This is a genomic window from Vibrio sp. 2304, assembly GCF_033339475.1.
GTDB classification, from domain to species: Bacteria; Pseudomonadota; Gammaproteobacteria; order Enterobacterales; family Vibrionaceae; genus Vibrio; species Vibrio alginolyticus.
In genome coordinates, this window is the sequence record NZ_JAWOUQ010000003.1 from 470,929 (window position 1) to 483,608 (window position 12,680).

12 protein-coding genes and 1 pseudogene are annotated in these 12,680 nt (G+C 46.3%); 8 read left to right on the forward strand and 5 right to left on the reverse strand.

Annotated features, from left to right (window positions below):
• Positions 1–96: 96 nt before the first annotated feature.
• From R7P64_RS09345 to R7P64_RS09355, 3 genes are read right to left on the reverse strand one after another with little or no spacing between them, the layout of a single operon-like run.
• Positions 97–1,473 (reverse strand): efflux transporter outer membrane subunit, encoded by a 1,377-nt coding sequence (locus R7P64_RS09345; protein WP_222712012.1) that lies wholly within the window; start codon positions 1,471–1,473, stop codon positions 97–99.
• Positions 1,474–1,487: 14 nt separating this feature from the next.
• Positions 1,488–3,452, reverse strand: a complete 1,965-nt coding sequence (locus R7P64_RS09350; RefSeq protein ID WP_213961607.1) for a MacB family efflux pump subunit — start codon at positions 3,450–3,452, stop codon at positions 1,488–1,490.
• Between the two features lies 1 nt (position 3,453).
• A complete protein-coding gene (locus R7P64_RS09355) occupies positions 3,454–4,629 on the reverse strand; it encodes an efflux RND transporter periplasmic adaptor subunit (RefSeq protein WP_025627543.1) in 1,176 nt (391 codons plus the stop codon).
• A gap of 772 nt (positions 4,630–5,401) precedes the next feature.
• Here R7P64_RS09355 and R7P64_RS09360 point away from each other — a divergent pair.
• The 4 genes and pseudogenes from R7P64_RS09360 (at position 5,402) to R7P64_RS09375 (ending at position 8,625) form a co-directional block, all read left to right on the forward strand.
• Entirely contained in the window at positions 5,402–6,751 is a 1,350-nt protein-coding gene (locus tag R7P64_RS09360) for an OmpP1/FadL family transporter (protein WP_005384340.1), read from the forward strand.
• A gap of 78 nt (positions 6,752–6,829) precedes the next feature.
• Complete coding sequence (locus R7P64_RS09365; protein WP_020841751.1) at positions 6,830–7,549, forward strand: carbonic anhydrase; 720 nt, start codon at positions 6,830–6,832, stop codon at positions 7,547–7,549.
• 196 nt (positions 7,550–7,745) lie between these two features.
• Positions 7,746–8,170: pseudogene (locus tag R7P64_RS09370) on the forward strand (YtfJ family protein).
• Between the two features lie 20 nt (positions 8,171–8,190).
• A complete protein-coding gene (locus tag R7P64_RS09375; protein ID WP_005480927.1) occupies positions 8,191–8,625 on the forward strand; it encodes a hypothetical protein in 435 nt (144 codons plus the stop codon).
• Between the two features lie 79 nt (positions 8,626–8,704).
• Here the strand turns inward: R7P64_RS09375 and R7P64_RS09380 are convergent, their stop codons facing one another.
• Together R7P64_RS09380 and yjjG are read right to left on the reverse strand one after the other, a co-directional pair.
• Positions 8,705–9,244, reverse strand: coding sequence for an NUDIX domain-containing protein (locus tag R7P64_RS09380; protein WP_172563700.1), 540 nt, complete (start codon positions 9,242–9,244; stop codon positions 8,705–8,707).
• Positions 9,245–9,295: 51 nt separating this feature from the next.
• The gene (yjjG, locus tag R7P64_RS09385) at positions 9,296–9,970 is read right to left on the reverse strand and encodes a pyrimidine 5'-nucleotidase (protein ID WP_132936964.1); all 675 of its coding nucleotides are present in this window, start codon (positions 9,968–9,970) and stop codon (positions 9,296–9,298) included.
• Between the two features lie 138 nt (positions 9,971–10,108).
• Here yjjG and R7P64_RS09390 point away from each other — a divergent pair, with 138 nt between their 5' ends.
• From R7P64_RS09390 to R7P64_RS09405, 4 genes are all read left to right on the forward strand, one after another.
• Positions 10,109–11,032, forward strand: a complete 924-nt coding sequence (locus R7P64_RS09390; protein ID WP_005374110.1) for a LysR family transcriptional regulator — start codon at positions 10,109–10,111, stop codon at positions 11,030–11,032.
• A gap of 115 nt (positions 11,033–11,147) precedes the next feature.
• The gene (locus tag R7P64_RS09395; protein ID WP_005497913.1) at positions 11,148–11,462 is read left to right on the forward strand and encodes a hypothetical protein; all 315 of its coding nucleotides are present in this window, start codon (positions 11,148–11,150) and stop codon (positions 11,460–11,462) included.
• A gap of 47 nt (positions 11,463–11,509) precedes the next feature.
• On the forward strand, positions 11,510–12,196 hold the full coding sequence (locus R7P64_RS09400; RefSeq protein WP_005497912.1) for a helix-turn-helix transcriptional regulator: 687 nt from the start codon (positions 11,510–11,512) through the stop codon (positions 12,194–12,196).
• Positions 12,197–12,360: 164 nt separating this feature from the next.
• A complete protein-coding gene (locus R7P64_RS09405; protein WP_005393690.1) occupies positions 12,361–12,543 on the forward strand; it encodes a hypothetical protein in 183 nt (60 codons plus the stop codon).
• The last annotated feature ends 137 nt before the right edge of the window (positions 12,544–12,680 follow it).

The following is a 12,680-nucleotide window of genomic DNA, read 5'->3' on the forward strand; positions in this document are numbered from 1 at the left end:
CTTAAGCTTTTAGTACTGGTCCCATTCATGGGACCAGTAATACCTTCAAAAAAGGCTTTGTTGCATGGCGCTTCGCTAGTGTGCGCTGACCCCTAATTACAACGGCGCAACGTCGGTTCCTCCTAAAGACTGGTAAAGCGTAACCTGAGTGAGAAACTGGTTGTAGCGGTTCTCCAACAAAGAAGCTTGCGCGTTTCTGGTGTCTTCTTGGGCATTCAAATAGTCCATGATCGATGTCGAGCCATACTGATACCGCGCAGCATATATGGACTCAGCGGCACTTGCGGCATCATATTGTTCTTGTAAACGCGCCGCCTGATACTTCAATTTCTCGCGTGCCGACAAGGCATTTTCGACATCTTGGAATGCGGCGTACAACACTTGGCGATAGCTCACAATGGCCGATTGATAGTCTAGATCGGCAATGGCTTGGCTGTTTTTCATCTCATTCCACTGCAAAAACGGTAGCGTCATATCCGCACCTAAACTGCCGATCGGGTTGGAAAGCAGGTCTTTGAGCGCTTGTGACGATCCCCCCAAAGCCCCAGTGAGCGTCAGCTTAGGCAAGTAGTCCAAATCTGCTGCGTCTTTATTTGCTAGCGCGGCTTTGACTTCATAAATCGCTGCTTTAATGTCGGGTCTGCGGATCAATAAATCAGACGGAGCACCAACACTCAACGATGGCATATCGCCTTCAGGCAGCATTTGGATGTTTGCACTGATGCTCTTCGGCGGTTGATTGAACAAAATCGCAAAGGCGTTGTTTGCCTCAAGTAAACTCTGTTCAAACTCACTTTGCTGCGCTTGTAAGCTTGCCAACGTACGTTTGGCTTCAAGCACATCTAACTGATCCACAGCGCCAAGTTGGTACTGTTTTTCAATCAATTGCAGCGTTTGAGCTGCGTCTGCCACATTACGTTGACTAAGGTTTAAGCGCTGTTTCAAATAACCGATTTGCCAATATAACGATGCCGTCGTTGCGACCAAACTTTGTGCGGTCGCCTCGCGATCTTGTTGACTTGCAATCGCCGTCCACTTGGCTTGGTCAACGTCTGCCGAGATTTTTCCCCACAAATCCAACTCGTAATTGACGGATAAGTTAGTGCTGTAGCTATCTGCCGATTCCCCGCTATCAAGAGATTTTTGAACTTGTCCTGATGTGGAAGAACTCAACGTAGGGAAAAGGTCATCTTGCGCTAAACCCAGCTGTAAACGCGCTTTCTTTAGCGTTAGCGTTGCCAGCGTCAAATCGTTGTTTTGAGCCAACACCTGAGTAATGTATTGATTAAGCGTTGGGTCGTTAAACGCCAACCACCAAGGATCCATACTGACATCACCCGCAACATGCATCTGTTGCCAATTTGCAGGCACTTGCACCTCAGGAGCTTGATAGTCGCTACGCATAAGCGAACCACAACCTGACAACCACACTGCAATTAAGGCAGCCGCGACCAATCGAGTTTTGAATTTCATTGTGTTACTCATTTTTAGTCTCTCGCTAGCGCTTCTATCGGATCGAGTTTGGCGGCATTGCGAGCGGGTAAAAAGCCGAAAGCGATGCCAATCAACGTTGAGCAAATAAACGCCCAGATGATCGAGTTCATTGAGTAAATCATTTGGAAGCTGCTGCCAGATGTACTGAATGCAAAACCAATCAAAAACGCCAAGCCAATACCAGCAATGCCACCACACAAACACACCAGTACCGCTTCAATCAAAAACTGACGCAAAATATCCGCTTGCCGCGCACCCACAGCCATTCGCACACCGATCTCTTTCGTGCGCTCTGTCACCGACACCAACATGATGTTCATTACGCCAATTCCGCCGACAATTAGGGAGATCACCGCAATCGCTGAGATCAGTAACGTCATGGTGGCGGTGGTTTTCTCGATGCTCTGACGAATGGTGTCAGTGTTAATCGTGAAGAAATCTTCTGTACCGTGGCGCATTTTTAACAAGTTGATGATGCTCTGTTCTACCGCTGCGCTTGGGGCATGCTCATCAATCCGTACAGTAATGCCGTTGAGGTAGCGTTGTCCCATCATTCGTCCCGACATGGTGGTGTATGGCACCCAAATTTTCAGCGCGTCGCTGTTGCCAAACGCGTCTTCTTTTTTCTGCGTGACACCCACAATACGCACTGGCAATGAACCAAGAAAAATCACTTCACCAATCGGATTTCTATCCGCAAACATTTCCTTTCTGGTGTTGTCATCAATCACTGCTTCTTGGGCGAGCGAATTCACGCTGTCTTCATCCCAAAACTGACCTTTGGCGATCTCATAACCGCGCACACGGAAATAATCTTCCCCAACCCCTTCCACAGACGCGGTTGCATCCTGATTGGCGTAACGCACGGTTAAGCTGTTGGATAAAGACGGCGTGACACTGTCGACAAAAGGTAGACTCTCCAACGATTTAGCATCGTCGGCGGTTAGCGTTTTCACTCGTCCGGAGCGACGGTCACCAAACCCTTTGCCCGGCCTGACATCAATGGTGTTTGTTCCCATAGATGAAATATTCGACAAAATTTGCTGTTGTGAACCATTACCTAGTGCCACCACGGAAACCACCGAAGCTATACCAATAATGATGCCGAGCATGGTCAAAAACGTGCGCATTCTGTGGCTAGACATCGCCAGCAGCGCCATTTTGAGCGCGTCAATAAAACTGTCCCACTTCCACCACTTACTGGCGACTTGCGCTGGGCGATGAAAAGACACGCTCGGTGTCTGTACTGCTTGCTCATTGATTACAACTTGTGCATTTGGCGTATCTGCAATGATTTCACCATCTTTGATTTCAATGATGCGATCCGCAAAGTTCGCCACGTTCATATCATGAGTCACTAAGATGATCGTATGCCCAAGTTGATGCAACTCTTTAAGCAGTGCCATCATCTCTTGCCCACTGTGACTGTCTAATGCGCCAGTGGGCTCATCAGCGAGAATCACCTCACCACCGTTCATCAGTGCACGAGCAACACTCACGCGCTGTTGCTGGCCACCACTCAGTTGGCTGGGCTTGTGAGTGAAACGATCTTCCAGCCCTAAGCGAGCCAATAACGACTGCGCTCGTTCCGTTCTTTGACGATGAGGAACTCCCGCGTAAACCGCAGGTACTTCCACGTTTGCCACCGCGGTTAAATCCCCCAGCAGATGGTAACGCTGGAATATAAAGCCAAAATACTCGCGGCGCAGTTCCGCCAGTTGGTCGGATTCCAACGTCGATACATCTTGCCCATTAATGAAGTATCGACCGCTGGACGGTTTATCCAAACAGCCGAGCACATTCATCAGCGTCGATTTACCTGAGCCTGATGCACCCACGATCGCGACCATTTCACCGCGTTTTATCTCTAAATTAATGTGGTTCAACACGGTAAGCGACTCGTCGCCAGAGACAAATCGTCGAGTTAAATCCTCAACTTTTAAAAGCACGTCACTCATCTTAGAACCTCATTGGAGGTCGACGACGATCACCTCGGCTTGATGATTCTCCATCCATAGCATTGCCAAGAACAACTTGGTCGCCCTCCTTCAAACCTGAGAGAATTTCTGCGTTCACTTTGTTGTTGATACCCACTGTCACGGGCTTTTGCACCACTTGGCCCTGTTCAAGCACTGGCACGGTATAGTTGCCTTTGCCGCCAGATTTTTGCAGCACTTGTGAAGGGACAATCAAGGTATTTTCCGATTGCTCAAGGACAATCGAAACTTGCGCAGTCATGCCGATGCGCAAAATACCTTGCGGGTTCTTCACATCAAATACAGCGTTGTAGTAAATGGCGTCGCTATCTGAAATGCTCAAATCGCTGTCATCGCCATCCATGATTGTTGGCCCCGGCTCAATGGCGCGCAATGTGCCTTTAAACTGCTGATTCGGTTTGCCTAAAATGGTGAACAGCGCCGTTTGGCCGGGGTGAACAAAAATCACATCGGCTTCCGAAATTTCGGCTTTCACTGTCATCGTATCTAACTTAGCTAACTCGATAATCGTTGGCGTGGTTTGATTGGCGTTTACGGTTTGTCCTTCTTCCACCGCGGTGTAGACCACCGTGCCATCCATCGGTGCGTTGATGGTGGTGTAACCGAGATCTAACTGCGCATTGTCGACGTTGATTTTGGCTTTCTCGATTTCGGCATCCAGTTGCGCTAACTCGGCTTTGTAGATGGCGAGCGTCGCTTCGGCATTCTCGTAATCAGCTCGTGAGCTCGCTTTCGCCGCCAACATGCCTTTTTGGCGCACGAATTCATAGCTTGCTTGTTTAATCTGCGCTTGCTTAGCTTGATACTGAGCATTGAGACTATTAAGAGACGCTTGGGCTTCTTTGAGGCTATTTTGCTGAGTCAGGCTGTCAATCTGTGCAATCAAATCTCCCTGTTTGATCTCATCCCCTAAGTTCACAGCGAGGCGTTGAATTTGCCCAGATACTTGCGCACCGACATTCACCAATTTGGACGCTTGCAACATGCCGTTGGCTAATACCGCCTTTTCGATATTGCCTTTACGAACGACTTCTGTCGCGTAAGGAGAAATGGGTTCTGGACGTTGCAGATAATGATAACCACCAGCACCAATAGCAAGTAGGCCACACAAAACGATCCATTTTTTATTGAGTTTCATAGCAGGAGTGAAGTAAATAATCGTTTTGATTTTATACTGCTATTTTTCTTAGCCGTACAGGGTACGAGACGTAAAGATAGGTAAATTAACGTCAAGATACTGAAGGAATAACATCATTAATGTGAAAAATCCGAGATATTATAGTCACTTCAAAACTATATTATTCAATACGTATAGCAAAGACCATTTTTAATATAGAAATTCAAGTTATAAGTATTATAAACAAAATTTTTAAATACCAACAAACCAGTAAAGTCCAAAATTATTCAATATGCCATCAATTTAAATTTCATTATGGCCATTTTTAATTATTGAATTTCAAGAGGAGTTAAGTGACAAGTTAAATAAAAAATACCCACATAACACAGGTAAGACCGAGAGGAGTGTGTCATGTGGGTTTAAAACGATAGTTCTCTTGCTGATTCGAACTACCAACGTTGGGATGCAATGGAAATACAAATGACTCAGAGTTTCCATCACGGACACTTTATCGCTGGATTTGCCTCTGTTTGTTAGGGAACAGTCAGCACAATAAAAATAGAGAAGTAATACCGCAAAAATAAAAATAGAGGCTCTGAGTTTAATTTACACGTAAAATAATCACCACATTCACGACATGAACCATTAATAAATTCATCAATAAATATTTATTAAGTTAAATTTATTTATTGTCAACATACTGTTAGTTTTACTCCTAAATATACTGGTCAGATTTGTTTATTTTACTGCTTTTCGTTGCAATACAATCTCTAATTAATTCATGAGAAAAAACATGCAGCGACAATTCACTCTTTCACCGATTTATTTATTAATCGGTTTAGCCTCATCGACGGCGTATGCCGGTGGTTTTCAAATTAACGAACATTCGGCGACGGGTCTTGGTCGTGCTTTTGCTGGTGATGCCGTCATTGGTGATAATGCGTCTGTAGTCAGCCGCAACGCCGCAGCGATGACGCTGTTTAAACAAAATGCCTTATCGTTCGGTGTCACTTACGTCAAACCTGGCGTTACCGTTAAAAATGCGCAATATCATCGAGCTAATATTAATGCGGATGTCGATGTTAGCATGGGAGGTGGATTGATACCCAACCTTCAACCACCAAGTGTAAGTGTTACCCCATCAGAGACCGTGACCGACATTGATGACGTCGATGGCGTTGGTCAACCAGCCGTTGTACCCAATTTTTACTTTATTCACCCTATCAACGACGACTGGTATCTAGGCTTATCGGCATACTCCAACTTCGGAACCGACATGGAGTTTAAACCAAACTATGGCGCACCTGTTTTTGGCGGTGTCACCAGCGTAGCGAGTGTCAACCTTGGCGCAAGCTTGGCATACAAGGTGAACGATCGTTTTAGTATCGGTGGTGGTATTGATGTGATTTACGGCTCTGGTGAGCTGTACCGCGATATGGACGTGGGTGTTTGCGTTGGTGGGAACATACTTGGAAACGAACTAGACCAACGTTGCGGAGCAGTAAAAGGCAACGCACTTGATGTGGAAGCTGGCGGCATTGGGCTTGGCGCGAACATTGGCATGATGTACGAGTTTAACGAACGTCATCGCTTAGGTTTAAGCTACAAGCACAGCCCTAACATTGATGCCAAGGGTGACATCCACTTTGCTGGCGAATCGTACGACTCGCTTGCTATGCCGCTACCGGATATTGCGGAGTTTTCCGGTTATCACCGCGTCTTACCTAAATTTGCCCTGCACTATTCTGTGCAGTGGATTGGTTGGTCAGCATTTGACAGCTTGAAAGCTGATGATCAGTTGCTAAAAGATTTTCAGTGGCAAGACTCCGCGCACTACTCCATCGGTGCGACTTGGTACGCCAATGAACGTTGGACACTACGCACGGGTTACATGTTCGACAAAACACCTGTCGATGAGCTGACTTCGCTTTCTATCCCAGATTCGAACCGTCACTGGTTATCTGCGGGGGCCTCTTACCAATGGTCATCAGATACCACGGTTGACATCGGCATGACGTACTTGATTGGTGAAGATGTCAACGTAGAAGAGTACGCGTATGAAGGTGTTCCTGCACCGATGGTGACGGGCGTTACCCATTCAAATGCGTTCCTAATTGGTGCCCAACTCAGCCACCGTTTCTAATTCGTCAGGCAGTGATCAAACCTCTAGGTCATTGCCTTGTAACAACGCTTATCAAAGCGACCGAACAGAGACATTATTATGAACAAAACACTACTTGCTTTTTCACTCTCACTTCTCACTCTAAGCGCGGCTCAGGCTTCGGAATGGGGCTATGGCAATGACAAACACGGGCCAGAACACTGGGGAGAAATCGCCAAAGACTGCGCAACCACGAAAAACCAAAGCCCAATCAACATCGACAACCCAGCCGATGCAAAACTGGAAGCACTGAACCTTTCGTACACTGGTCAGGTCATTGGTTTAACCAACAATGGTCATACGCTGCAAGCGCAAGTGAATGGACGTAACAGCTTCACCATCGATGGCGAGACGTTCGAGCTGCAACAGTTCCATTTCCACACACCTTCAGAAAACCAAATCAAAGGCCGCCAATATCCACTTGAAGCGCACTTTGTACACGCCAACGCAGACGGCGAGTTGGCGGTAATTTCGGTGATGTTTGATGCTGGCGATCAAAACGCAGCGCTGTCTAAACTGATCAACGCAATCCCACAAGAGAATCAAACCACCTTCTTTAAAGATACGTTTGAGATTAACGACTTACTGCCAAAAACTGCAAACTACTATCGATTTAACGGCTCTTTAACCACACCACCATGTTCAGAAGGCGTGCGCTGGTTTGTGCTTAAAGACACTCAAACCTTATCCAAAGATCAAGCCGCGAAACTGATGGAAGTCATGGGACAAAACAATCGTCCGCTGCAACCGCTAAATGCGCGCGTTGTACTTTCTAACTAAACGCCACATCCGATAAGGGGCATCGTATTTGCCCCTTATTTTGATTCGCTCTAACCTCACTTCGTTACAGGAACCCCCAATGAAAACTCCATCTGTTCTGTCACTCTTACTCGCACTCGCCCCGACATTCGCCTTCTCTCATAACCTTTCTGTCGGTCAAACCACCCCTTCCGTCAGCATTGATACCTATGGCGAAATGACGCTGCAAGGAGACGATGTGGCTTATCAACCTTGGGCAACTCAGCAGATGTTAGGCAAAGTCCGTGTGATACAAGCCATTGCAGGTCGTAGTAAAGCCAAAGAGATGAACGCGCCGCTGATGTCAGCAATCACTGCCGCTCACTTTCCTGAAGATCAGTATCAGACCACAACCGTGATCAACCAAGAAGACGAACCGGTACATTTGTTAAATCGTCGGCAGAGGACAGCAAAAAGACATTCTCTTGGTCTTCCATGGTGTTAGACAAAAATGGCGTATTAGCAACAACTTGGGATCTACAGCAAGAAAGTTCTGCGATTATCGTACAAAATAAACAAGGCGAAATTTTATTCGTGAAAGAAGGGGCTTTAACTCAAGACGAAGTCACACACGTCATCGAACTGATTAAACAGAATATCTAAACCTAAGGTAAGGAAAAGCTATGAAACTGTTCAACACCATCGCACTCTGTCTTTTAGCGGCTGTAGCCTCTTTCCAATCGGTTGCAGGAGACAACGATTGGGATAAGATTGCAGATAAGACCGTCAGTTTTAAATCGGAAACCGACACAGTCAATCCACTGTCACCATTTGCTAACGCTCGTTTCAGCCACATAAAAATCAAATGTACGCAAGGTACGGTCGATCTGAAAAGCGTTAAAGTAATCATGAAAGATGGTCAGGAAAAGACGTTCGACAGTTTAGGGGTTCTGACTAAAGGCATGTCATCAAGAAGCTTAAGCCTACCAACAAAAGATAACGCGAAGTTAGACAAAATCGAGTTGAACTATGAATCGGTTGGCAGCACTGCGCTGCAAGTCGCGGGGGTGACCAAAAAAGCGCAAGTGGAAATCTTAGGTAAGAAAATCGACGAGTAAGCGATGGCTCAACGAGCTCACCCAAACTAAAAACAGCGGCACTAGGCCGCTGTTTTCATTAAAAAATCGTAATGAATAACTAAATGAATTTCTTCAGCTTCGCCAAACCATAAGCAGCGATGGTGACACAATCTTTGATCGTACCGTCGATCATCATCTGTTCGAACTCCTCAACCGAAAAAGCACGAGCGATCAAATCCTCTTCTTCACTGTCGAGTTGATTGCCCACGTCCGTTAAATCAGTGGCGAAATAGACGTGACATGTCTGATTCAAAAAGCCGTATGCGATAAACTGCGCGCCGACATACGCCATGGCGCTCGCCTGCATGCCCGTTTCTTCACGCAGCTCGCCTTTGGCAAGCTCAAGATGATCCGCATTTGGGTTTGATTCCCACGCCCCTTGTGGGATCTCCCAACAACGTTGACCTACGGTGTAACGGTACTGCTGAACCAAGTGAATCATCCCGTTATCGATAGCCAGAATCGCAGCACAATCAGGTTTGTCGACCACACCATAGATGCCCTCTGCGCCGCTCGGACGTAAAATTTTGTCCTCACGCACCGTCATCCACTTATTCTGGTAAACGACTTTGCTGTCTAGCTGTTTGATGTCTGACATGGTTATTCCTTGATTTTTCTGAGGGTTACTGCGGAATAATACCCGATTCGGTTACGCCACCAAAATGTTCTTTAGTTCACTCAAAGACTCAACGGTGTAATTTGGTGCGATACGCTCATCGACGCTTGCGCCTGTGGTATTTAACCAGCAAGTTTCAATACCAAAGTTATTACCACCCAGAATATCGGAATGCAGGTTGTCACCCACCATAAGTACGCGCGTTTTGCATGGGTTGCCCATTTGCTGCATCGCGTATTCAAAAATACCGAAGTCCGGTTTTGCTACGCCCACTTGTTCAGAGATCACCACTTTATCGAAGTACTCAGTCATCCCTGTGCGCTCAAGGCGAATTGCTTGCAACTCTGTAAAACCGTTGGTGATGATGCCCATTTTAGCTTTGCCTTGCAGCGCTTCCATCAGCTCTTTTGCACCTGGCAACAAGCTGCAAATATCGGCCATTGCTTCTAAAAATGCGCTATTGAGGTCTGCTGTTGTGGTATTCAACTTCTCAGCCCACTCGGTAAAACGCTTATGTTTTAGCTCATCTGCCGTTACTTTGCCGTCTTGGTAATCCACCCAAAGCGGTTTGTTTACGGTTTGGTAATGAGCAAAATCTTGTTCAGTAAAATCTACGCCTTTGCGAGAAAACATAAGCTGCAAACCTTTGAAAGCATCAAAGTGGAATAAGGTTTCGTCAGCGTCAAACAGGATCCAATCGTACTTCATTTTCTTCTTCCCAAAATCAAGGTCGTAATACTGGTGCATAGTCTAGATTGTTTTCTTCTTGAAGATAATCTCTATAATTGGAAATTAATTGTATCCTTGTGCTCAACAATAAATGCTTCACGATAATAGGAGATTGAAGTGAACGCGATTGCCTCCCTGCCCGTTTTTGTTGCTGTTGTCGAATGCGGCAGCTTTTCCCTTGCGGCCAAACAGCTGAATCTGACGAAATCGGCGATCAGCAAACGCATCAACCAACTAGAAGACGATTTGGGCATTCGTCTCCTTAACCGAACTACGCGTAAGCTGAGCCTGACCGAAGCAGGAGAACGCTATTTTGAGTACGCCTCTCAAGCGCTCAACCTAGCCCAGCAAGGCGTAGACGCGGTATCGGAACTGCAAGGCTCTCCACAAGGTCGACTCAAAATTACCGTGCCGATGTCTTTCGGTGTACTGCATATCGCACCTTTGATCAGCGAGTTTCTCGCTCGTTACCCGAAAATTGAAGTGGATTTAAACCTCGAAGACAAAATGGTCGATTTGGTTAAAGACGGTTTTGATTTGGGGATCCGTATTGGTGAACTCACCTCTTCCAATCTAATCGCAAAACGTCTCGCCCCTTGTAAAAGTGTGCTTTGTGCCTCACCAGATTACTTAGAGGAGTTTGGAACACCACAAAAACCAAGTGATTTAGTCGGTCACAACTGCCTGCGCTACTCCTATTTCCGTGGCGGCGTCGAATGGATGTTCATCAACAACGGCAGCGAATACAAGGTACTTCCAAAAGGAAACTTTATCGTCAATAACAGCGAAGCCATTCGCCAGTTGCTGTTAAGAGGTTCGGGCATTGCGCAACTGCCAACATTTATTGCAGGAAGAGACTTTGCCGCAGGAAATCTAAAACCGGTGATGGAAGAGTACTCTCTACCAGAACACGCCATTTATGCGGTGTTCCCTGAGCGCAAGCACATGCCGTTGAAAGTAAGAGCCTTTATCGATTTTATCAGCGAAAAGCTCGGCACAGATTTACCTTACTGGGATCGTTACAATAGCCCAGAAAAATAACCATATTGATGATAAGTGAGTGAGATTTCACTACTGACACGTTCTGACATTCCATCCGCGTAACCTTATTTGGAACTCAACAGGCAATCCGCCAAAACCAATAAGGAATCACAATATGGAAACCGTTATCGAAACTGTGCAATTTCGTCTAACCGCAGGCACAACAGAGCAAGACGTGATCGCTGCTGCCAAACAGTCACAAACGTTTGTGAAGAATCTGCCGGGCTTTTTGTACCGATCGCTCAGTCACGAAGCGACGGACGATGTGTGGACAGACATCATTTACTGGCGTTCAATGGACGATGCAAAACAGGCGGGAAAACAGATTAAGCAAGCCGTTGAATTTCAGCCTCTGTTATCGATGATTGACTGCGAAAGCTTCGAGCTTAAACATCACAACTTAAAAATGTGCAGTGAGCTAGAGAAGTAATCAGCCACACTACCACTAACAACCAGTAGGTCTAGATAAGGAACATCATGAGCAAATCAGAACGACTGTTTGAGCTACTGACGCTTCTGCGCGCAAAGCGTTACGCCGTGACAGCGAAAGAGCTCGCAGAAAGAATGGAAGTTAGCGAACGTACGATTTATCGCGATATTCAGTCGTTGCTCAGTTCTGGTGTTCCTATTCAAGGTGAAGCAGGTGTTGGCTACCTGTTGCAAGCTGGCTCTCATCTGCCGCCTTTGATGTTCTCAGAAAAAGAGATGATGGCGCTTGAACTGGGTATGCGGATGGTTCGAGCCTGGTCGGATGCCGAACTCGCCGAAGCGTCTCACTCTGCGTCCACCAAAATACTTTCGGTATTGCCCGATAAGCTCAAACAACAAGTGGAAGATTGTCCGCTGATTGTGCCCGATTATCACACCCAATCCGAGACTGCCAAACGAGGGCAGCTTCTGCGCCACGCGATTGATCATCAGTTTAAGGTCAGTTTGGATTACCAAGATGAAAGCGGACAGGTGACCGAGAGAAAAATCCAACCGTTAGGCCAGTTCTTTTGGGGCAAAGTCTGGACGCTGGTCGCCTGGTGCGAATTGCGTGATGACTACCGCCAGTTCCGCCTCGACCGTATCCAAGCACTGCGTATGCACGATGAAGAGTTTCAGAGTGCGGAAACCAAATCTCTCAAACATTATATTGCGCAGTATGAATCGAAAGATTGAGTGTTCTTCATCCTTCCATCACAAGGATTCTAAATTGCTCTGCTCAATGCGCGATATTTGGAAAGGCACATTTGGTTAAACTAATGTTTCATTTTTAACAGATGCGCAACCAACCTAAGATCGTTAACTTAAGTAGCACGTCAACCACACCGGAGCGTGAAGCTATGAAAGTACTGATTCAATACACCCAAGCAGGGAAATATAGAGATCAAGCGTGGGAGTCTTTAACTCTTCGATCTAAAGGTGATATGCAGGCAGTTACCCCTTCTTATGCTGCCCAACTTATCGAACAAAGCAAAGCGACACTTGTGATGACAGAAGACGGACAGATCATCTTTCACTCCTAAATTCCATCAATCCTATGACGAAAAAGGCCTGCATTGCTGCAGGCCTTTGTATGAGTGAATTGTGCCGTCCTAAATAAGGTTGACACTTTCTACCCCCAAAATTGGAGAGTGTTATGAAATCAACAACTAAAAGAACT

What these genes read in the sequence shown, in the direction of transcription:
- R7P64_RS09405 (WP_005393690.1), top strand. Translation starts at nt 12,361, where the DNA reads ATGAAAGTACTGATTCAATACACCCAAGCAGGGAAATATAGAGATCAA.
- R7P64_RS09400 (WP_005497912.1), top strand. Translation starts at nt 11,510, where the DNA reads ATGAGCAAATCAGAACGACTGTTTGAGCTACTGACGCTTCTGCGCGCA.
- R7P64_RS09345 (WP_222712012.1), bottom strand. Translation starts at nt 1,473, where the DNA reads ATGAAATTCAAAACTCGATTGGTCGCGGCTGCCTTAATTGCAGTGTGG.
- yjjG (WP_132936964.1), bottom strand. Translation starts at nt 9,970, where the DNA reads ATGAAGTACGATTGGATCCTGTTTGACGCTGACGAAACCTTATTCCAC.
- R7P64_RS09365 (WP_020841751.1), top strand. Translation starts at nt 6,830, where the DNA reads ATGAACAAAACACTACTTGCTTTTTCACTCTCACTTCTCACTCTAAGC.
- R7P64_RS09360 (WP_005384340.1), top strand. Translation starts at nt 5,402, where the DNA reads ATGCAGCGACAATTCACTCTTTCACCGATTTATTTATTAATCGGTTTA.
- R7P64_RS09355 (WP_025627543.1), bottom strand. Translation starts at nt 4,629, where the DNA reads ATGAAACTCAATAAAAAATGGATCGTTTTGTGTGGCCTACTTGCTATT.
- R7P64_RS09375 (WP_005480927.1), top strand. Translation starts at nt 8,191, where the DNA reads ATGAAACTGTTCAACACCATCGCACTCTGTCTTTTAGCGGCTGTAGCC.
- R7P64_RS09380 (WP_172563700.1), bottom strand. Translation starts at nt 9,244, where the DNA reads ATGTCAGACATCAAACAGCTAGACAGCAAAGTCGTTTACCAGAATAAG.
- R7P64_RS09350 (WP_213961607.1), bottom strand. Translation starts at nt 3,452, where the DNA reads ATGAGTGACGTGCTTTTAAAAGTTGAGGATTTAACTCGACGATTTGTC.
- R7P64_RS09395 (WP_005497913.1), top strand. Translation starts at nt 11,148, where the DNA reads ATGGAAACCGTTATCGAAACTGTGCAATTTCGTCTAACCGCAGGCACA.